20 protein-coding genes and 3 pseudogenes are annotated in these 18,059 nt (G+C 57.5%); 12 read left to right on the plus strand and 11 right to left on the minus strand.

The window, feature by feature from the left end; all coding sequences use genetic code 11:
• Positions 1-278: 278 nt before the first annotated feature.
• Positions 279-530 carry a hypothetical protein gene (locus RGCCGE502_RS19115; RefSeq protein ID WP_016555833.1) on the plus strand — a complete coding sequence of 84 codons (252 nt, stop codon included), beginning with the start codon at positions 279-281 and terminating at the stop codon, positions 528-530.
• 646 nt (positions 531-1,176) lie between these two features.
• Here RGCCGE502_RS19115 and RGCCGE502_RS19120 read toward each other — a convergent pair.
• Positions 1,177-3,336 carry a TonB-dependent siderophore receptor gene (locus RGCCGE502_RS19120; RefSeq protein WP_016555834.1) on the minus strand — a complete coding sequence of 720 codons (2,160 nt, stop codon included), beginning with the start codon at positions 3,334-3,336 and terminating at the stop codon, positions 1,177-1,179.
• A gap of 163 nt (positions 3,337-3,499) precedes the next feature.
• Complete coding sequence (locus RGCCGE502_RS19125; RefSeq protein WP_016555835.1) at positions 3,500-4,384, minus strand: helix-turn-helix domain-containing protein; 885 nt, start codon at positions 4,382-4,384, stop codon at positions 3,500-3,502.
• A 253-nt stretch (positions 4,385-4,637) separates the two neighbouring features.
• Between RGCCGE502_RS19125 and RGCCGE502_RS38080 the strand changes: the two genes are divergently transcribed.
• A complete protein-coding gene (locus RGCCGE502_RS38080; RefSeq protein ID WP_244441747.1) occupies positions 4,638-4,745 on the plus strand; it encodes a pyrroline-5-carboxylate reductase dimerization domain-containing protein in 108 nt (35 codons plus the stop codon).
• Here RGCCGE502_RS38080 and RGCCGE502_RS38085 read toward each other — a convergent pair.
• The 4 genes and pseudogenes from RGCCGE502_RS38085 to RGCCGE502_RS19150 form a co-directional block, all read right to left on the minus strand.
• A pseudogene (locus RGCCGE502_RS38085) lies at positions 4,729-4,952 on the minus strand (type II toxin-antitoxin system VapC family toxin); the annotation flags it as partial. The gene RGCCGE502_RS38080 and the pseudogene RGCCGE502_RS38085 overlap by 17 nt on opposite strands.
• Positions 4,953-5,141 (minus strand): type II toxin-antitoxin system VapB family antitoxin, encoded by a 189-nt coding sequence (locus RGCCGE502_RS19140; protein ID WP_016555838.1) that lies wholly within the window; start codon positions 5,139-5,141, stop codon positions 4,953-4,955. It lies immediately after the preceding pseudogene.
• A 121-nt stretch (positions 5,142-5,262) separates the two neighbouring features.
• A pseudogene (locus RGCCGE502_RS19145) lies at positions 5,263-6,510 on the minus strand (type II toxin-antitoxin system HipA family toxin).
• On the minus strand, positions 6,503-6,838 hold the full coding sequence (locus tag RGCCGE502_RS19150) for a helix-turn-helix domain-containing protein (protein WP_016555840.1): 336 nt from the start codon (positions 6,836-6,838) through the stop codon (positions 6,503-6,505). Before RGCCGE502_RS19150 ends, RGCCGE502_RS19145 begins: the two are co-directional and overlap by 8 nt.
• Positions 6,839-7,523: 685 nt before the next feature.
• On the opposite strand from RGCCGE502_RS19150, the gene RGCCGE502_RS38775 reads away from it, so the two are divergent.
• The 8 genes from RGCCGE502_RS38775 (at position 7,524) to RGCCGE502_RS19195 (ending at position 13,910) form a co-directional block, all read left to right on the plus strand.
• Positions 7,524-7,649, plus strand: coding sequence for a hypothetical protein (locus tag RGCCGE502_RS38775; protein WP_019280151.1), 126 nt, complete (start codon positions 7,524-7,526; stop codon positions 7,647-7,649).
• A 241-nt stretch (positions 7,650-7,890) separates the two neighbouring features.
• Positions 7,891-8,559, plus strand: a complete 669-nt coding sequence (locus RGCCGE502_RS19160; RefSeq protein ID WP_016555842.1) for a RibD family protein — start codon at positions 7,891-7,893, stop codon at positions 8,557-8,559.
• Positions 8,556-9,770, plus strand: a complete 1,215-nt coding sequence (locus tag RGCCGE502_RS19165) for an iron-containing redox enzyme family protein (protein WP_016555843.1) — start codon at positions 8,556-8,558, stop codon at positions 9,768-9,770. Before RGCCGE502_RS19160 ends, RGCCGE502_RS19165 begins: the two co-directional genes overlap by 4 nt.
• Positions 9,771-9,773: 3 nt before the next feature.
• A complete protein-coding gene (locus RGCCGE502_RS19170) occupies positions 9,774-10,028 on the plus strand; it encodes a Rieske (2Fe-2S) protein (protein WP_016555844.1) in 255 nt (84 codons plus the stop codon).
• The gene (locus tag RGCCGE502_RS19175; protein ID WP_016555845.1) at positions 10,025-10,612 is read left to right on the plus strand and encodes a CDP-alcohol phosphatidyltransferase family protein; all 588 of its coding nucleotides are present in this window, start codon (positions 10,025-10,027) and stop codon (positions 10,610-10,612) included. The genes RGCCGE502_RS19170 and RGCCGE502_RS19175 overlap by 4 nt, the downstream gene beginning before the upstream one ends.
• On the plus strand, positions 10,609-11,823 hold the full coding sequence (locus RGCCGE502_RS19180) for a GTP cyclohydrolase II (protein ID WP_016555846.1): 1,215 nt from the start codon (positions 10,609-10,611) through the stop codon (positions 11,821-11,823). The genes RGCCGE502_RS19175 and RGCCGE502_RS19180 overlap by 4 nt, the downstream gene beginning before the upstream one ends.
• Positions 11,824-12,462: 639 nt before the next feature.
• Positions 12,463-13,566, plus strand: coding sequence for an IS5 family transposase (locus RGCCGE502_RS19190; protein ID WP_016555848.1), 1,104 nt, complete (start codon positions 12,463-12,465; stop codon positions 13,564-13,566).
• On the plus strand, positions 13,566-13,910 hold the full coding sequence (locus RGCCGE502_RS19195; RefSeq protein WP_016555849.1) for a hypothetical protein: 345 nt from the start codon (positions 13,566-13,568) through the stop codon (positions 13,908-13,910). Before RGCCGE502_RS19190 ends, RGCCGE502_RS19195 begins: the two co-directional genes overlap by 1 nt.
• A gap of 251 nt (positions 13,911-14,161) precedes the next feature.
• On the opposite strand, the gene RGCCGE502_RS19200 is transcribed toward RGCCGE502_RS19195, so the two are convergent.
• The 4 genes from RGCCGE502_RS19200 to RGCCGE502_RS19215 all read right to left on the minus strand — a co-directional run bounded on the left by RGCCGE502_RS19200 (position 14,162) and on the right by RGCCGE502_RS19215 (position 16,218).
• Entirely contained in the window at positions 14,162-14,785 is a 624-nt protein-coding gene (locus tag RGCCGE502_RS19200) for an ATP-dependent Clp protease proteolytic subunit (RefSeq protein ID WP_016555850.1), read from the minus strand.
• Between the two features lie 43 nt (positions 14,786-14,828).
• Positions 14,829-15,200 (minus strand): SRPBCC family protein, encoded by a 372-nt coding sequence (locus RGCCGE502_RS19205; protein ID WP_016555851.1) that lies wholly within the window; start codon positions 15,198-15,200, stop codon positions 14,829-14,831.
• Positions 15,197-15,511 (minus strand): ArsR/SmtB family transcription factor, encoded by a 315-nt coding sequence (locus tag RGCCGE502_RS19210; protein ID WP_016555852.1) that lies wholly within the window; start codon positions 15,509-15,511, stop codon positions 15,197-15,199. The genes RGCCGE502_RS19205 and RGCCGE502_RS19210 overlap by 4 nt, the downstream gene beginning before the upstream one ends.
• 440 nt (positions 15,512-15,951) lie before the next feature.
• Positions 15,952-16,218: a hypothetical protein gene (locus RGCCGE502_RS19215; protein ID WP_016555853.1), complete on the minus strand. Its 267-nt coding sequence runs from the start codon at positions 16,216-16,218 to the stop codon at positions 15,952-15,954.
• 113 nt (positions 16,219-16,331) lie between these two features.
• On the opposite strand from RGCCGE502_RS19215, the gene RGCCGE502_RS19220 reads away from it, so the two are divergent.
• Together RGCCGE502_RS19220 and RGCCGE502_RS39110 are read left to right on the plus strand one after the other, a co-directional pair.
• Positions 16,332-16,727, plus strand: coding sequence for a substrate-binding domain-containing protein (locus RGCCGE502_RS19220; protein ID WP_016555854.1), 396 nt, complete (start codon positions 16,332-16,334; stop codon positions 16,725-16,727).
• A complete protein-coding gene (locus RGCCGE502_RS39110; protein WP_141652378.1) occupies positions 16,720-17,208 on the plus strand; it encodes a sugar ABC transporter substrate-binding protein in 489 nt (162 codons plus the stop codon). The genes RGCCGE502_RS19220 and RGCCGE502_RS39110 overlap by 8 nt, the downstream gene beginning before the upstream one ends.
• A gap of 339 nt (positions 17,209-17,547) precedes the next feature.
• On the opposite strand, the pseudogene RGCCGE502_RS39240 reads toward RGCCGE502_RS39110, so the two are convergent.
• Positions 17,548-17,709: pseudogene (locus tag RGCCGE502_RS39240) on the minus strand (IS5/IS1182 family transposase); the annotation flags it as partial.
• Between the last annotated feature and the right edge of the window lie 350 nt (positions 17,710-18,059).

Here is an 18,059-nt window from a genome sequence, read left to right on the forward strand (position 1 = left end):
TTTTCGCGACGCCGCTAACCTGGCCATCGTCCAAGAAATGCACCTGCCGACGCCCAGATTTCATGAGGTGGGACAATATTTCGAGCGCTGGGGAATAGTTATGGATCGCGCACCCGATGCAGTGAACGGTAAAAACGCTACGGTGTCTCGTTCCAATACGTGGTGCAGCTGACAGCATTTGGCAAAGCCGAGCGAGTCAGAATTGAAGTCAAATGCGGCGAAGTTGATCTCGAAACTCACAATTCCCAACGCCCGGAAATTTAGTTAAATTGGCGCCCATGCTCACACGATTCGAAATTCAGGCAGGGCAGGACGGGACAAATCTCTGGGCGATCGTCGACAAGACAAACGGCTTAGTCGCCGTGGTCGGGGACGTGCGCCTCTACGGGCTGGATTGGGAAGAAGCTGACGACTTGGTCGACCTCCTCAATCTTCTCTATCTCGAGCAGAAGTCTGCCACCGTCCAACAGCGGACGGTCAGTCCCGACATTGACAGCGCGCCCGAGGAAGTTCGAAACGCTCTGTCCTGATTTGCGAAGAGGTTGGAGCCATGGGCTCCGACTGCGTACGCTTTGATGCGGTAGTCGGTTTGCGTTTCAGCAGAATTTGGCCAATTCAATTGGTGGAGCGAACGAATAATCCATGAGTGCAATGAAATAATGTGCCACGACCGTTGCACAGACAACAAAGACCAACATCTGCTTCGCGAGCGACGGCGTTTGTCCGTAAATCGCTATCCATCGAATGATGGTGTGACCTGGGGATGCAGCGTGTTGGTACCGAAATCTTCATCGTGGAACCATTTTCGACCCCACGTCTGCCGGGCTGACTTTTTGTATCCGCAAACGACGCGTGAACGGCTGCAGTCGTGCTGGCTGGGGTTCGCCTTCGCAGGAACCTTTAGGCATTTCATCGGTTGAGACTTCTTGGGGAAGCATGCGGCGCAAGTCTCCTCCGTGGCAATAGGCCCCCCTTGTGGCCACGGCAGCTATAGCGTCCGTATGTTTCCCCTTCCGATCGTCACTGAGATTGGGGAGCAGCCTAGCGCAACAAAGCTTTGCGAGATGATGCGCGTTCCCCCGCCGACGCAAGCCGCTCCACCAGAAATCAATTTCGCAATGGTGCGATGATTCATTTTAGCGGACGCTGCCTGTGTCGGCCCTTCTTCTCTGCGGTCTACCAGAGTTTGCTCAGCTTGAACGTAAAGGTGCGCGCGTCGCCGTAACCACACGCACCGATGCCGCCGCAGCTCTCGACATAGACCTTGTCGAAGACATTGGTGACGTTGAGCGACGCAACCCAGTCGTTCTTCCTGTAGCGAACTGCCGCGTCCACAAGCGCTGCATCAGGTACTTTGTGCATGTTCGCTTCGTCAGCCCACGATGCTCCCTTGTAGCGCAGGCCTGCTCCAAGGCTTAGTCCCTCTAGAGCCCCGATGGTTACAGTGTAGTCAAGCCACAGCGACGCGGTGAAGTCAGGCACGATAACAGGCGTCTTGCCAATGAGGGCGGGGTTCAGCGGGTTCTTGGCTATTTCAACGTCCGTATAAGCGAGCGAGCCGAGCAGCTTCCAGTTTTCGTCGATATTGACTTTTGATTCCAACTCGAAGCCCCTGGATTCCGCCTCGCCAAGCTGCAGCCTCGTGTAGGGGGGTGCGGGCATGGAAACGGTATAATTCCGCTTGTTGATCTGGAAAACCGAGGCAGTCAGCGAACCATCAATAAAGGTCGGCTCATATTTGACACCCGCTTCCAACTGTTCCCCCTCTTCCGGCTTAAGAGGACCGTCAAAACCGGTTCCAACCAGCGGATTGAAGAAGGTTGCAGCGCTGACGTAAGGCGTCAGCCCGTTGTCGAATTCGTAGGCGAGGCCGGCACGACCGCTCCACGCTCCCTCGGAGCTGGTGAAACTGCTTGCCGGCGTGAGCCTGTTGTCTAAGTCCGTATGGACAAAGTCATACCTGCCGTTGAGGGTCAGGAGCCAGCCGTCTCCGAAATGGATCTGATCCTGTGTATAGAACCCCAATTGGTTCATGTTGACGACTTCGTTGTAGAGCGGACCATTGGGCACCTGGGGTAACCCATAAACGGGATCTAGCACGTCGATCGAGCCCGAGCCGAAAACGAAATTCTGGACGTTGTCGATGCGGTAGTAGCGATAATCGATGCCCGCCATGATGTTGTGGGTGGCGCTGCGGAGCTCGAACTCATTTTCGACGCGATTGTCCCAGGCGATATTGTCGGCAGCGGTATCGCCTTCGAAGCCAATGCGGTTCAGAGTAGTTGCGCTGGAATAGAGGTATGGGTATGGGCCGAACTCGTACTTGTTCAAATGCCCATATCGGAAATTCGACGTCGCCTTCCAGCCGTTGTCAAACTCGTGCTCTAGTTCGTAACCGATCATTTCCTGATTGTAGCGCCCGGTGTCCAGATCGGGCTCGCCAGGAAAAAAGTCGCGTCTGATCTTGCCGAACGGCGCGTCGACCACTGTACCCTCATACGGAAGGAAGCCGTTGCCTGTGTGCACCTGGTCCAACCCGCCGGCATAGGCCCAGACCGTGAGCTCCGTTGAATCGTCCGGCGATATCGTGAGTTGCGGCATGAAAAAGCCGCGGAGATCGCGGGAATAGTCCGAGTAGTTGTCGCCGCCAGCGATCTTGCCGGTGAGGCGATAACTCAGCGCCTCACTGCCGCGCACCCTGTGCGAGACGTCGAAGCCTCCGAACCCGTTGCCATTACTGTTGATGCCCGTTTCGGTGTAGTAAAATGGCTCGTCGGTCGGGCGCTTGCGCACCATATTCACGATGCCCCCGGGGTTGGAGCCGCCGTATAGAACAGATGCCGGTCCCTTCAGCACCTCGACGCGCTCCAGCATGAACGGGTCGATCTGAAACCCGCCGAAGCCGTAGCTGAACAGGTTCAGCCCATCAAGGAAGACGCCGGTCTGCGTTGCGTCGAAGCCTCTGATAAAGAACCAGTCGGTGTCGGGATCAGTTCCGTACGGGGCGGCATTGACGCCCGGCGTATAGCGTAGCGCCTCGTCCACCTTGTTGATGACGCCGCGGTCATTCATTTCCTGCGTGCCGACCACCGAAACTGACTGCGGGATCTCTTTAAGCGGCGTGCCCGTTTTGGATCCTGTCGTCGTTTCCCGGGCGACATAGCCCTTCACTGGCCCCGTTGCGCTGTTCCCGGTATTTTGGCCTTGAACAACGATCGGCGCCAGCGGCGTGTCGGCAGTCTGCGCCTGCGCTGCCCACGCCGCGCAAATGGCAATTATTGCTGCGCTGGTACTCAGTGTGCGTCGCGCGCGCCGGAAACGTTCAACTTCATGCATTGATGGGACCCCGCTCATGCTGACTGCCGGCGGCTCGCTCGGGCCACCCGCTGATATGATGAGCGATTAACTCAAATTTAATTGCCGGGCTTGGCGTGATCGGTGGGGATTGAACGATTTTGGGTACATTGAAAATTGACGAGCAGATCCTTGCAAAAATGCATCACGTGCACCGCAGCCTTTGCCACCGCGCCGGTGTTGTGCCGACATGCTTTCGAAAGACGCGGGTGAAGTGCGCCTGATCAGAAAAACCTGTCTCAGCGGCAATGGCTGTCAGTGCCTGCTTCTCGCCTTGAAGGAGCTCCTTTGCACGCTCCAGCCTTGCGGTCATTTGCCACTCATGCGGGCTCGTCCCTGTCGAAGCCTTGAACGAATGGCTGAAATGCGATTGCGACAGTCCCGTCAGCTCCGCCAACTCCTGGAGCCGGATATTGCGGGCCGCGTTGTCCTTTATGAAGTCCGTAGCCCGCCGCAGCTGCCAGGAGGCCAGGCCGCCACGCCTGCGTGTCGGCGTTTTGGCGATCTTCAAGACGGCGATCAACAGCGCAAGCGCGAGCCCATCGCCGTACAGGTCATGCAAGGGATCGGGATGCGCAATCTCAGCCGCTATCAGTTCTGCAAGTGCCATGATCCGCTGGTCAAAGAAGAGCAGTTGCGGATCCTGAAGCCTTTGTGGGTCAATATCCTCCATCAGTCGCTGGCCGAGGATGGCGGCATCGAAATGAATATCGAGGTGGCGCATGGACTGCACCTCTCTGATATCTACCCAAAGTTCCATTTCCGCCGGAATGAAGGAAATCGGGCTGGCACGCCGGTCTTGTGGCGCGCCCGCTGCCATCGCCGACAGCTTGACGGATGGTCGGCCACGCCCGAGATGATCAAGAAGGATGAACAATCGCGGATCGCGCGCAACATAGTGGCCGCCGGCATAGGCGCCGCATTCCACATCCCAAAGGTCGGCTGTAATCCCGTTCCAATCTCGACGCCTAAGCCCGCCAACGACCGAGAAACCCTCGATCGCGTTCTGCATGCGCGGCTGAAAAGTCATGATGCTGTCCCACAGTCAAAACATGTGGCTGATTATCAAGTTTAGTGCGGAGTATCAATCATCTCGTCTCCGGTTTTCAGTGGTTCCTCGTCTGCGCATCATGCAGCCGGTTGCCAAACACCCCGGCAGCGATTGGGGAGGGATGATCGATTGCTGTCGCAACGAGATCGGACGACAAGGCTCTTTTGCCCCCTTGGCTGAGGAACTCCTGTGCTCCATCGGCCGAGTCGCGTTCGTGCATGACGAAGGACTCATGGATGCGGTCACCGCCGCGTCAGGCTCAGGTCCCGCATATGTCGTTCATTTTATGGAGGTGCTGGCCGAAGCCGGCGCGCGGGCCGGCCTGAGCGGCGCTCAATGACAGTCACTCCCTCTGGATTTGTTGCGACTACGGCTTCGCGTTGAGATGCGAGGAACGCGATAAGGGCATCTCGTTCTGGCAGACTCCCTGGAGCCATTCGCCAACAATAAAAGGGTAGCAGAGCAGTCGATCATCCTCGATGATCTTTCTCCGGTCGGCGTCATCGTATCGAAAATGGTCGATCCAGATTGAGGTATCTACAGCCACTTAGCTCCGCCGGCGAGGGGCTGCCTCGGCGTCGGGCATAGAGCCGCCAAGAGCGATCAGCCGCCTTCCAGATTCAACGCGCACAAGCGTCTCCAGCGCCAGACGGACAAGAGCCGCCGTTTCCTTCGTGCCCGTCAGGGATTTGGCTCGCTCCAAGAGTTTGTCGTCAAGATTTATGGTAGATCGCATATCTATCCCCCGTGCTTTTCGGAGAATACTCCGTTTGATGCTTCAATCTACGTTTGACAACGACGGGGCGTCATGACCCATACCCTCGTGAGCCGCGGGTTCAACTCCGCTAAGGTTCTCGTCATAGGGCTAGCGCTCGCCGCAAATCATCATGCTCGAACGCACTGGCCATACGGTTGATCTCGGCTGATCGCGCACCGACGGCTTTTGCAGTCTCGCGCTAGGTTGCGGTGGAGGTCGCGACTTCCTTAATGATCGCGCGAGCCTGGGCGAGTGTGAGGGCGAAGAACCCTGCAGCTTCTTCCAGCAGATCAAGGGAGCAGGCACCTTCATCAAGATCTATGTTGGTCGTCAGGACCCGCGCCTTGACGTCGGTAGGCACTGGATTGAGGTCGTAGGCCGGGGACAACGACCAGCCGGCTTTGCCGAGCCACAGAAAGCCGTGATTTCTCAGGTGGTCATCGACGTTGGAAATCAGCACATTGAAGGCGACGCGGCGATAAAGCGCGTGCGCATCAGCCTTTCCCTGCGCGCCGTGTTCGGCCAGGGCGTCTACGATCTCCGGGTAGCTACCACGCTCGCCGTCCTTTGCGCCCATCATTGCCATCGCGGAAAGGAAGGGGATCCGGACAGCACCATCGCGGTCGAAGCGACGCGAGAGCATGACCTTCTTGCCGGCGACGTTGATGAGCTCGTGGACGGGTGTGAGAATGCCGGCTTGTTCAGCCAGTTGCAGAGCGATCTCTTCCCATGTCTCTATGCTGTAGTCGTCCGTTTCCTTAGGAAACTTGGCGAGCGAGAGATGACCATGTTGATCGATAACAGAAGCCTTCGGGCGCGCTCCACCAAGCGAGGAGCCAGGCGCGAAGATAAATTGGAGGTCTTCGTCGGTTTCTTCATCGCGCAGAATACGTTCGGTGATCTGAAGCAGGCGGCCGAGCTCGATGAGGGACGGGACGCCGGCACCGATCGGCGCTTGGAATTCCTCTTCTCCAACCCAGCGGAAACGGAGCTCGCCGAGCCGTGTCTCGTCGGCGACACCAAGCAGATAGTCGCTTTCAGCCAGCGTGCGAACGGCCCGGCCGTCGCGCTCAGCCATGCGCCTTTCCGAGCGTTGCATGAGGCGACGGCCCCAGGTATCGGGTGCTGAGTCGCCAATAGAGTTAAATGTTGTGAGGCCGGCGGGCGGGGCGAACGCTCCCCGGCTCAGTGCTAGAGCGGGCTGCAGCGAGAAGCGGTCGGGGTCTTCAAGCCAGGCACGGTCATACTCAAACAAAATCGTTTCGGCACCACGGACGCGATTACTCCGCGCCAGCCCGATCGGACGTGTGCGGCCATGCAGGCCGAGAAGAACTTCAAAATCAGCCATCGCGTGACGATCCCGGCGATCGCTTTGGGTGAGCGTGCTTGGGCAACTCCGCGCTGGCCAGAGACCGGCCGACGCTGTCGTTACTAATGTCGGCGACTTGGCTCAGCCCATCTAGCAGGCCGAGTGCCTGGAGGACGCCTGCATAGATGCCGATGCTAACATTGGTGTCGCCGGCCTCGATCTTTTGAAGCGTTGAGCGTGAGGTGAAGGCACGTTCGGCTACTACCGCCATAGGCAGGCGGCGACGGCGACGTGCGTCGTGGATGTCTGCGCCCAGTTTGCGCAGCGCGCGCCGCACGGCGGCCGGAGGATTATGAGGTGTCGGCATTTTGCCACCTTCGCACTACAGATTAACAAGATGTGTAGCACGAAGCTTACAATTATTCCAGAGGTGCGTTGATCGACCCCGAATCAAATTTCTCGTTTTGCGACCAGTTTTGCATGGTTCTGACGGTAAAATTTTGGAGCGACAAAGCCTCAACTCGAGTGCGTGGAATCGTCGGCACGACCCTACGCGGCTGAACTGCCGATTGGCCGTGTGCGGGCACGACAGGTAAACTCGGGGCCGTGCCCTTCCGACAGTCGACTTCCAAGGAATGGAAGACAGCGTCAATCCGCCCGAGCTTTCCGAAGACCTGCACAATAAGATTTTCCGGCCCCTTCAATAGGTTCGGTCTCCAGCACTACCCCCAGCGCGAAGATCCCGAAACCGTAACGCGGGAACTCGCGCGCTCGTCCTCGAGCAATGGCCGCCAGGGAGCAGATAGTTGCAGTCACTGGCTGACGGCAGCACTTGCCTTGCTCAACCTTCTATCTCCCGACAGTATGGAGGAGTGAACCGAAGCGTCAAGCGGACGGGATCCGCCACGGCCGATCAGGTGGCCAGTTCGAATTCACGCCTATGTCGGGATTGCGATGCTGCTCCTGGTCATCCTTCGCCCAGCTTTTCAGTTTACGCGGGACGTGCCAGCGTCCCTCCCGAATAGGCTGCGATCCTCAGTCTCGCCGCCAAGGTGACCCATCTGCTTCTGTACGTCCTTCATTTTGCGCCTTCGACAGGCGTTGCTACCTACTATCTCGGCTACGGAACCCATGGCGGCATCCATGCCGGCGTTTTGAAGGTGGTGTCCTGGGACTGATTGCTGGTCATATCGCCGGAGCGCTGGCTCACCGGTTCTACTGGAAGACCGCCGTCGCCCGCTCCGTGACATGGAGCTGACGCTATGTTCGTTGCCCGTGTGGCGGGCCCACGGCGGGAACTTGGGGCAGGATGAGGCGTTGAGACACAGCAGCGCATTTTGCTCGCAATAATAGGTATTTGGACACCGCTTGAATGTGGCGACCCCGTTCACCTTCTAAAGCGTATCGAGTGGAAACAGCATGATCGAGATCACGACTCTGTCCGAACTGACGATCGACGGGAAACTGTCATTAGGGTCCAAGGCATCAAGCAAAGATCTGTTCGATTTCTACGGCGATGACCTGCGTACCTGGTTCCATGCCCACAGGGCATCGAACGACGCAATAATGGTCGGTTCCGGAACCGTAGTTTCGGACGATCCAGAACTGACGGTGCGCCATGCCCCCGGTCCGAATCCGCTGCGCGTCATTCCATCGTCGAGCGCCAGGCTGCCTTTGGATGCAAAGCTACTCAACGACGGCTTGCCGACGCTAGTCGCCGTTTCCCGCATGGCTGAGTATGTCGACATGGCCGCCCTGGCAGCCAAACCCAATGTCGAAGTGCTCTCGTGCGGCGAGCGCTGCGTCGATCTGGTGGCCCTTATGGATATTCTTGAGGGTCGTGGCGTAAGGAGCATGATCGTCGAAGGCGGCAGCCGTCTCCTGCACCGACTGCACCAGGTGGGATTGGTGAACCGCATTATCATAAAACATATTCCAGTGATTACCGGATCGATGGAGGCTCCAAGCTACATGTGTCCCAATGAACCGGGGGGTAAATTCGACCTGAGCAGATGGCGGCTCGTCGACTGCTTTAGCAAGGATGGTGTGGCCGTGACGATATACGAGCCGAGGACGGTGAGAGCATGAACGCACTTTCGCGGCAGGTGCTGTTCGATATCGGAGAACGTCTTGCAGCTCGCGCTGGCGCAGCTCCCCCGTGGGTCTATGACGTTCGTACAGATGCCGCTTCGCTTGCCACGAGTGATAACGCGGAGCTTCAGAATTACGTTCAACATCAGACGCTGATGCGAAGCTATCAAGGCCGCTATATCCTTCTTCCAGCCGCTGCGCCGAGCGAGTCGATTGTTGCGCGCATGCATCGCCATTACGATCCGCGCGAGATTTCGCGTCTCGACACCATTCGGGCTGATCTCGAAGACCTCCTGATCGCCCCTTTGGTCGAAAACGCACGTAAGACTGCAGCTGGGGAGGACTGCGCCGCTTATGTGAGCAATCTGGTCCCGGCTCTCAAGGAGTGCAAGCCGAGCGCATTCCTTGCATTCCTGGAGCAATCGCAGTCGCGCACTCACCACTACCGCAACTTCCTGATCCAATCATCGGTCGATCTGCTGGCGGAGGCTTCCGCATCCGCATTGGGTGTCATCGGCGAATACGGCGAGCCCCAATCCGCCCTGTTTCGAATTCTCATCGACGAGTTCGGATACGGCACACACGGCAAGAAGCACAGCGTGCTTTTTCGATCGACAATGCGCGGGTTTGAACTGAGCGAGGAATACAACACCTACTGGCCCTTATTCGACACGCCGACGCTGGAGCTACACAATGTTATTCATTTCATGTTCCAGAGCCCCCGCAACCTCTTTCTCCAGATCGGTTTTCTGCTCTACGCGGAAGCGAGCTACCAGCGGTCAACAGAAGAGCACTTCCGATATTTGAAGCGTTTCCATCATGGAGTCGATGCTCACTACTTCGGAGAACATGCCCACATCGACATTCATCATTCGGCAATGGTGGCGGATGAAGTCGTCACCCCCTTGGTCTCAAAGTTTGGGCCGGAGGTCGGAACCGAAATTGTCGTTGGAGCGGAATTGACGCGAAAGGCATTCGAACGCTCCGGCCAACACATGCTCGAGGTGACGACGGTGTTCGAGGCAGCTGTTCGCAACGGAACAGCAGAGTTTGGAATGCGCGCGGACCTTGCCGAGCCGGGTGGCTGCGCGGTTCCGACCGAAGTCGCCCAGGCGCGACGCTGGCTTCAGGTCGGGGGGATCGGCATCATCACTGACCCCGCGGCATTCAAGCGGTTTCCCCGCTCAAGCGTCGCGCGTGAGGTTTGACAGATGGGCGCGAACGCAAGCTGGATCGGCCACGACCTTCCACCCATTGTCAGAAGCGGTGTCGAGTATTTCCTGCTTTCGCACCGTGGCCAACTCTATCTCGTACCCAACGCGTGCCCTCACCGCGGCGGTCCTCTGAAGTTCGGTTACATCAACGAGAAGGAGCAGATTGTCTGCCCGATGCATCATAACGCCTATTCGATCGAACGGCTGATCGCACGCGACACCACGTTGAGACTTTGCGTGGACCCGTCATGAGTGTTTCCTATGGCCAGATCGTCATGGAAGAAGGGTCGTTGAAACTGGCCAACGTCGTGACGGTCAGCCGTGGCGTGTTGATCGTGCCGATACTTCTCTTGGAAAGCTATCATCACCTCGGCTACGCTATCGCCGTTTATCTGGCAGCATCGACAACCGACCTGATCGATGGCTGGGTCGCGCGACAGTCCGGACGGGCATCGGAATATGGCGCTCGCCTTGACGCGATTGTCGACAACTTTTTTTCGGTCGCCATCCTGTTCTTTCTGTTGCTCTCGTATCCTGACGTCGCTTCGCGCCATTGGATGGCATTGGCGGTCCTGTTCGGCGGCCCGCTCCTGTATCTGCTCGCCTCCTGGCTTCTCACGGGCAAGTTGATGATGTTCCACTTTTGGTCCGCGAAGGCAGGAGCGCTCCTCCTTTTCGCCTTGTGGCCAGTTCTGTATCTGACCGTTTGGGAAGGCGTTATCGGACTAGCCGCAGCAGTCGTCGGTATCAGCAGGATCGAGCAAATTGCCTTCATTCTGCGTGGGGGGACAAACCTCGACGCGCCCCACATGTTTGCAACAGTCGGAGAACCATGAGAAATCAAAGTCCCATTGCCAACGACGTCTCGACGAGACAGGAAACAAACGCGTATGCAGTTGAACGCCTGTTTTCGCCGATCGACCTTTGCTGGCACGAAGCGTCGCCGCGAGAGCGAGGCCCGATCCTCGCGGGTTCACAGCCGGGACGCAACACCATCGGAGTTCATGCCGGAGCGTTCGCACCCTACAGAGCGATCGCAACAGTATCGGGAGCATTGTCTGCGTCTCATTCTCCAGCCCTTGGCAACACCAGGCCGTCCGTGAACATCGGGCCATTCCCCCAGTGGTCCGATCCAGGCAAGATCGTCGCTCTCGATCCCTGGGGCCACCGGGTGGTCGACGATTTCGCTGCTGAAATCGCATCCGGGCGAAAGGTCCAGCCGACTATCGCGGTGACGGACGGTCGGCTGATGATGCCGGAGATTGCCAATGCGCTGCGGGCGAGAAGGCTTGTCGCGGATGGGAGTATTGTCGACAGCCTAGGCGGGGTCCGGGTAACGAAAATCGCAATCGAGCCTGTCTGGTGGCTGCCCGGTATCGCCGAGCGCCTCAACATAACGGAAACGGCCCTGCGACGCGCACTGGTCGAAGCCAGTGGGGGGATGTATCCTGATCTGGTCGCCCGCCCGGAGTTCAAGGCGTTCCTCCCGCCTATCGGCGGGACGAGCGTTTACCTGTTTGGTGACCCCGTGCTTGGAAATACGGATACGAAGATTGCCTGCCGATTTCATGACGAATGCAACGGTTCTGATGTCTTCGGATCGGACATGTGCACGTGTCGATCTTATCTCGGTTTTGCCGCAGAGGAATGCGTCCGCACTGCGCAGCAAAACGGGCTTGGAATCATCGCCTACAACCGCAAGGAAGGGCGCGCTTTGGGCGAGGTCGTCAAGTATCTGGTCTATAATGCGCGGCGCAACGCCCAATCAGGTGACAGAGCCGTCGATTATTTTTCACGGACGGAGGAAGTGGCGGGAGTGAGCGACATGCGATGTCAGGAACTTGCCGTCGACGTCCTTCACTGGCTGGGCGTCACGCGGGTGGACGCCTGGATTTCCATGAGCAATCACAAGCGCGAAGCCGTCGTTTCAGCAGGGATCGAAATCGTGAAGCAGGTGGAGCTTCCATCTAATCTGATCGGATCTGGAGCACTCGTGGAGATATCCGCCAAGAAAGCGTCCGGCTATTTCACCGAGACAGGTGCCTAAGGCTACTTTCGCTTAAACGAAAACCGTGAGGTTGTCCTGGTCTTCCCATCGACCTTGTCGATGACCGTTTGCTCAAAGCTGTTCTCGCCAGTTCGCGTTATCACCATCTGTGCAATACGATCGCCGTTGACTGGCGCGCCCCAGTTGACGTTGAGAACAAGCTTATCTCCCCGCACCGTTCCGCTTAGCTGAGCGGGTCCAGTCTTGGCTCCAGTATAAGTTCCAGTCACCCGATCATTAGCGGCCTTCGCCAATGTTAAACCGAGCGACTGATGAAACAGCAGGAATCTGCAGGTTCCATTCATCGTGGTGTTACGAGAGGTCCCATTGACGGAGACCAAACATCCCGCTGTCACATCTCCCAGTCTCCTCAGATATGCTTGGCCCGATCCAGACCATTGTCCAGACAGGTCGGTAAAGAAATCGCGCGGAAACGCTTCCGAAGGAGAAACCAGAGGTATGACAGACAGTAAGGCGATTTGGTGAAGGCGCATGGACACTCCAAAGTTGGTCAGATAACCTGCGTGGAGGTTCAAAGTTCCAAAATCCAAACGCGGGAACTAGCAGGCTGTTGAAAAAGGCTCTAGCGCATAGGCTGTGGTCGTGATTCACTCGCTCTACTGCGATTGGAGATGATGGATGCGCGGCGGCGATGTGAGGACAGGCGAACTCTTCAGCTATGTGGATCTGGAGGCTCGTGTTCGAAAGGATCATCCTCTACGGGTCATCCGGCAGATCGTGAACGAAGCGCTCGTTTTATTGGAACAAGATTTTGCAGCGCTTTATTCACCGATCGGGCGACCGTCGATCGCGCCAGAGAAGCTTCTGCGCGCCATGCTTCTGCAAGCCTTCTATTCGATCCGTTCTGAGCGACTTCTGATGGAGCGGTTGGAATACGACCTTCTCTTCCGCTGGTTCGTCGACATCGGCGTTGACGATCCCGCCTGGGACCATTCGGTGTTTTCAAAGAACCGCGACCGGTTGCTTGAGGGTGACATCGCTGCGAAGTTCCTGGGTGCAATCCTTTCCCAACCCAAGGTAAAGCGGCTGCTGTCAACAGACCATTTCTCTGTCGATGGCACGCTGATCGAAGCCTGGGCGTCGATGAAGAGCTTCAGGCCGAAGGACGGCTCAAGGGACGATCACGGCGAACCACCATCGGATGGCGGTGGTCGCAACGTGCAAGCAGACTTCCATGGCGAAAAGCGTTCCAACGAGACGCATGCATCAACGACCGATCCGGATGCAAAGCTGTATAGGAAGGGAAAGGGCAAGGAGGCCAAGCTGTCCTTCATGGGGCATGGGTTGATGGAAAACCGCCATGGTCTTCTGGTTAATGCTTATCTGACAAAAGCAACCGGTTATGCGGAACGCATCGCGGCTCTTCACATGATTGAACCCTTCTGCGACCGGCCACAGGCAATCACGCTTGGTGCCGACAAGGCTTATGACACAAAAGACTTCGTCAAAGATTTGCGGTCGATGAAGGTGACGCCCCACGTGGCGCAGAACATCAATGGTCGCCGCTCGGCTATCGACGGACGCACGACACGCCATCCCGGATACGGGGTCAGCCTACGTATTCGCAAGCGCATTGAGGAGGCGTTTGGTTGGATCAAAACCGTCGCGGGGCAAGACAAGACGAAGTTCCGCGGGCGCGACCGCGTCGGATGGGCTTTCACCTTCGCGGCCGCCGCCTACAATCTTGTGCGGCTGCCGAAACTCATGACGGAGACAGGCTGATGGCGAGAGTCTCTACTTTCGCCAAGGCCTTCGCCGGTCGTTGGCGCATCGTCGAGATGGACAACTGGGACAATGACGCCCTCGATCTCGTCGAAGAGGCGCATCTTACATTCCAGGGCACGGCCGACGGCGAAATCGCATTCGTCGCGCTCAAGGGCTTTCTCGATGTCCGCTACGGCGCACGCGATGGATCAGCCTGTGCGGAGTTCTCCTGGGAAGGACAAGACGAGAATGACCCGGTCTGTGGTCGCGGATGGGCAGCCCTTGGCTCCGCTGGACGCCTTGTCGGGCACATCTATATCCACAACGGAGACGATTCCGGCTTCGTGTGCGAACGCGACTGACTTCTTCAACACCCTGCTAGTCATCAATGGAGCGCCGTGCGTGGCAACGTATGCCGTAACGGCATGTTCTCGCGTTCTTCATGGCGAACAGGAATGGCCAGACATTTTTACGACCAGCTGGACTTGAACTCGGCTGGGAATAACAGGTCGACGGTGCGGGTTGGTTTAACGCCGGTGAACGCAAAGAGGCTCGATCAAAACCCGCGCGTGAGGTCGCAAAGTAGCGGTCGCGTGGGATTGCGCCGGGCTCGTCACGTCGCGCCGACGTGGTCGGCGGCAACTGCCCGAACCTCCAAAATGCGGTCAATAAGGCCCCATTCTAATGCTTCTTCCGCCGTCATGAAGCGGTCGCGATCCATCGCTTTCTCGAATTCTTCGTAGGTGCGGCCGCAATGCTCGGCGTAGAGCCGTGTCATGCGATGCTTGGTCTTCTGCATTTCCTCAGCATGAATCAGCATGTCCGATGCCTGTCCTTGAAATCCGCCCAGCGGCTGATGAATATGAATGCTGGCATTGGGGAGCGCAGTGCGTTCGCCTGGCTGGCCGGACATCAACAGGAACGAGCCCATCGAGCGGGCGGTTCCCATACACAGCGTATGCACCGGGGCGTGAATGTAACGCATCGTATCGTACATCGCGAGACCGCTGGTTACGACGCCACCTGGCGAATTGATGTAGAGATGGATCGGCCTTTTGTGATTTTCGGCTTCGAGAAACAGCAATTGTGCGCAAACAAGCGCCGAGACCGTGTCGTTGACCTCCCCGTTGAGGAAGATGATCCTCTCACGAAGCAGGCGGGAATAGATGTCGAAAGACCGCTCTCCTCTGCTGGATTGTTCGACGACCATAGGGACGAGTTGCATTGCTTCGCGCATCGGCGAACTCCAATCATTTGAGACTTTCGGGAGGGTTGCCGCGTCAGGCGGCGAGCATGACAGTAGGGTTGTTGCCGTTGGCGATCGTTTTCGCCAGCCGCTCGGAGGTCGCCCCGGTTAGCTCGTGGAGGATCCGGAGGCTGGTTCCACCCGATCCATTCGGGGCGATCGTTAAGGTGACGGTGCTTTCGAGATGGGGCGGGGTGTCATCGCGCAATCTGTAGCGGATTTCCTTGCCCGGTCTTTCGGAGAGCGACTGTGGATCGGCAAGCGCATGCCTCGGCAGCCACTTCTCCCGGAATTCCGCGATGCTGATCGCCCGCCAGACCTTCTCTGGCGACGCGTCCAGTTCGTATCTCTGCTCGAAACCGCTTTCGTGCACCTTCGCCTGCACCTCTGCCTTCACGTCGTTCATTGATCCATATCCTTCAGCAAGACCTTGAGATCGTCGATGCGAGCCGGCCAGTAGGCGCGGTATCTCGCCAGCCATTGCGCGATAAGGGCTAGCCCGCCCGGATCGACTTCATAGTTCACGAAGCGGCCATCCTTTTGTTCACGCACCAGGCCTGCCGCTCGCAATACGGCGAGATGCTGGGACATCGCCGGCTGGCTGATATCCATTCCCTGGCGCAGCATGGTGGCATTCATGCTGCCGTTCGCCAGCTTTTCGAAAATCGTGCGGCGGGTTGAATCCGCCAGAGCTCGGAAAATATCCTGTTCGATCATACCTACACATAAGCACACACTTATGCGATTCGCAAGGCTGCGTGGAGCCGGACCGGAATTTAATGGGGCCGGGATTGAGATACTGCAATATATCGGTTTCGCAGTTCTGGTATAGCGCTCTGGCGGCGCGGCGGCCGGCTGTTGCCACTCAACCTTCTTTGCCGGCATCAAAATCTCCCGGTTTGTTGTGGTCCATTTGATCCCAAAGTTCCTGACCCAAGGGGTAGTGTTCAGTGTTGGAAACAAGCCGGTCTTTGATGGGAACGGTGGCCGGTCTTGATCGGAATGGCGGCCGGCTCTGGTCGGAATCCGCAGTTTATATGGTGTCTGGAAGCAACGAATGGCATTCTCATCCCGTGTATTTCGCGGGCGCGGAATAGATCGATCAAGCCCCGGAAAGAGGCACCACCGTAAACTTCCAGGCATCTCCTGCGATGCAGTCAGTGCAGCGCGTCGAGCACCATTAAGTTCGGCTTGGCAGCGCACGCCTCGTCAACAGTATTTCCGAGTTCGTATTCGCTGAGAGCCCCGAGTTTCTCATCGTTCCGGGTCACTTTGTAAAGCGCCGCGTTGATGTCCACCATGCCTTGATGGCTTGCTGAATTGTACTCCTTACACGTCACAGTAGCCGGATCAATCGCCGCGGCTAACGCTGTCATCGGAAAGAGTGCGATGAGGCCGACCAATTGTCCTAATGTGCGAGCCATTTTTTCCTCCTTGGCAGCGCCCCCTAGACGGAACACATCTCAGTACAACAGAATATCATGGAGGTATCCCGTAGGTACCCCCTGTTACCGCCGTGATCTCTGCGGGAGCCAGTTTGGGACTTTCACCAGACCAGCTTATTGCTGCCACCGGCGACGGAAAAGGTAACACCGTCGAGTACATAACCTTCGGTCTGCAATTCGAGTGTCAAGTCGCACTCGTGGACGACATCAAGGCCGCCGCCGACAAGGCCGGAGTGAAGTTGAACATCATCGACGGGAAGGGCGACCCCAACCTCCAAGTGACGCAGGTGCTGGATGCGGTGACCAAGCAGCCCGACGCGATTCTCATAAATCCCGTCAATTCCACTTTGCTCGTCGCAGGTGTGAAGCGGGCGAACAAGGCCAACATTTCCCGTCTCCATCATGGAGAATGCGCCGCCGAAGGGAAATACTCGGCTACGTTGATTTCGACAACGTGGCTGGCGGTGCCATGGGGGCAAGATGTCTAGCGGAATTGATCGGGGGAAAGGGGTCGTGCTCGAAACGCGCGGCTCCGTTGGCTCGGCCGCTGCGCAGGATCGGCACAAAGGGTGCGCCGACGAGATGCAGAAGCATCCGGAGATCACTGTTCAGTCGCTTAATACCGAGTGGATTGCCGACACCGCATACAAGATGGTGTTGGATGCCTTCACCCAGAACCCCGACATCAAGGGTGTTTTCAGTCAGCAACGAGATTATCAGAGGCGTTTTCTCCGCGCTCCGGCAGATCGGGCGATTGGTGCCGCAGGGGGCCGAGGGACATGTCGCGATTGTCGGCCTCGACGGTACGCCGCTCGCGTTGGACCGTATCCGAAAGGGAGACCAGGATGCCACCGTGGCGCAGGATCCTGCAGCAATGGGCGGCGACGGCATCTTCGTCCAGATCGTGTCGAACTTCGAAGGCACGCAGTTCAACAACAAGATGCGTACGCAGCCATACTTGATCAATAGGCCAGAGTTGATGACACGCGCAATTGGGGAAACTCGAAGGCGTAAGCGCGCAATCAGAGGGACTCGGGCGATTTTAAGCTCAGCTCCTGCTGCGGGACGCGCATTCCCCTATAAATGGTGATGGCGATGCCGTCTCAGTGAGATGGCATCGCGCAACGGCGGAGGTGGCTATTTACATGGATCACCGCAGCGAGGCCGCGCTCATCAGGAAGATCCTGCTGAAGATCCGGACCTGGGAGAATTTCCTCGTCTTCGACCGGTGGGCCTGAGGAAACACAGGTGGGGGTGGAGCGGTTTCTGCCGACGCGTGCGGGTTCCCTCGCTCGAATTGCTTGGGAAATAGTGCTGATGCTGAACTAGCGCATAACTTCAGGCCGCACGTAGCTTTGGCTGAGCCGGAGCCATGCCTTTCTAATTAGCCTTCCGTACGAGCTTTTCTTGCGCTCGGCGAATGGGTTCGGCATTCGTGGGAAACATCATGTTCTTCGGCTGCACGGTGGTGTGTAGACGATCAGCTGCTGCGGGGTCGGGAGGGAAGCTTAGGTGTTGCCTCCGGAGAGCAAGCGGCCCTCCCTCTGGCATTCGACTTTACGTCCTAGACAGGATACTCGGTCCCCGTTTCCTTGGTCTGGCGAAGAGAAGCGCTCGGTGGCTTCATTCTGCACGTGACCCACTGTGGTAGAGTGCTTCTCTTCTTTCCTTGCTCTGCTCAGCAAAGGACAATCATAAAATACTCCGCTCGGAAAGGCAGTCTAGACGGACTAAGGTCCTAAAAAACCGAGGGGAGGTTCGGGAGCCTGGGTTTGCACGGCAAGCTGCGGGAACCTGGCCCCTCAAGAGCGTCCGGGAGA

Origin of the sequence: Rhizobium grahamii CCGE 502 (assembly GCF_000298315.2) — a bacterium.
In the GTDB taxonomy this organism is placed as follows: Bacteria; Pseudomonadota; Alphaproteobacteria; order Rhizobiales; family Rhizobiaceae; genus Rhizobium; species Rhizobium grahamii.

Bases quoted from the DNA above. Each gene is read 5' to 3' on its own strand.
- RGCCGE502_RS19115 (WP_016555833.1), top strand. From the start codon at position 279: ATGCTCACACGATTCGAAATTCAGGCAGGGCAGGACGGGACAAATCTC.
- RGCCGE502_RS39110 (WP_141652378.1), top strand. From the start codon at position 16,720: ATGTCTAGCGGAATTGATCGGGGGAAAGGGGTCGTGCTCGAAACGCGC.
- RGCCGE502_RS19190 (WP_016555848.1), top strand. From the start codon at position 12,463: ATGCGCGGCGGCGATGTGAGGACAGGCGAACTCTTCAGCTATGTGGAT.
- RGCCGE502_RS19120 (WP_016555834.1), bottom strand. From the start codon at position 3,336: ATGCATGAAGTTGAACGTTTCCGGCGCGCGCGACGCACACTGAGTACC.
- RGCCGE502_RS38080 (WP_244441747.1), top strand. From the start codon at position 4,638: ATGGATGCGGTCACCGCCGCGTCAGGCTCAGGTCCCGCATATGTCGTT.
- RGCCGE502_RS19195 (WP_016555849.1), top strand. From the start codon at position 13,566: ATGGCGAGAGTCTCTACTTTCGCCAAGGCCTTCGCCGGTCGTTGGCGC.
- RGCCGE502_RS19180 (WP_016555846.1), top strand. From the start codon at position 10,609: ATGAGAAATCAAAGTCCCATTGCCAACGACGTCTCGACGAGACAGGAA.
- RGCCGE502_RS19160 (WP_016555842.1), top strand. From the start codon at position 7,891: ATGATCGAGATCACGACTCTGTCCGAACTGACGATCGACGGGAAACTG.
- RGCCGE502_RS19125 (WP_016555835.1), bottom strand. From the start codon at position 4,384: ATGACTTTTCAGCCGCGCATGCAGAACGCGATCGAGGGTTTCTCGGTC.
- RGCCGE502_RS19150 (WP_016555840.1), bottom strand. From the start codon at position 6,838: ATGCCGACACCTCATAATCCTCCGGCCGCCGTGCGGCGCGCGCTGCGC.
- RGCCGE502_RS19210 (WP_016555852.1), bottom strand. From the start codon at position 15,511: ATGATCGAACAGGATATTTTCCGAGCTCTGGCGGATTCAACCCGCCGC.
- RGCCGE502_RS19170 (WP_016555844.1), top strand. From the start codon at position 9,774: ATGGGCGCGAACGCAAGCTGGATCGGCCACGACCTTCCACCCATTGTC.
- RGCCGE502_RS19175 (WP_016555845.1), top strand. From the start codon at position 10,025: ATGAGTGTTTCCTATGGCCAGATCGTCATGGAAGAAGGGTCGTTGAAA.
- RGCCGE502_RS19215 (WP_016555853.1), bottom strand. From the start codon at position 16,218: ATGGCTCGCACATTAGGACAATTGGTCGGCCTCATCGCACTCTTTCCG.
- RGCCGE502_RS19205 (WP_016555851.1), bottom strand. From the start codon at position 15,200: ATGAACGACGTGAAGGCAGAGGTGCAGGCGAAGGTGCACGAAAGCGGT.
- RGCCGE502_RS19140 (WP_016555838.1), bottom strand. From the start codon at position 5,141: ATGCGATCTACCATAAATCTTGACGACAAACTCTTGGAGCGAGCCAAA.
- RGCCGE502_RS19200 (WP_016555850.1), bottom strand. From the start codon at position 14,785: ATGCGCGAAGCAATGCAACTCGTCCCTATGGTCGTCGAACAATCCAGC.
- RGCCGE502_RS19165 (WP_016555843.1), top strand. From the start codon at position 8,556: ATGAACGCACTTTCGCGGCAGGTGCTGTTCGATATCGGAGAACGTCTT.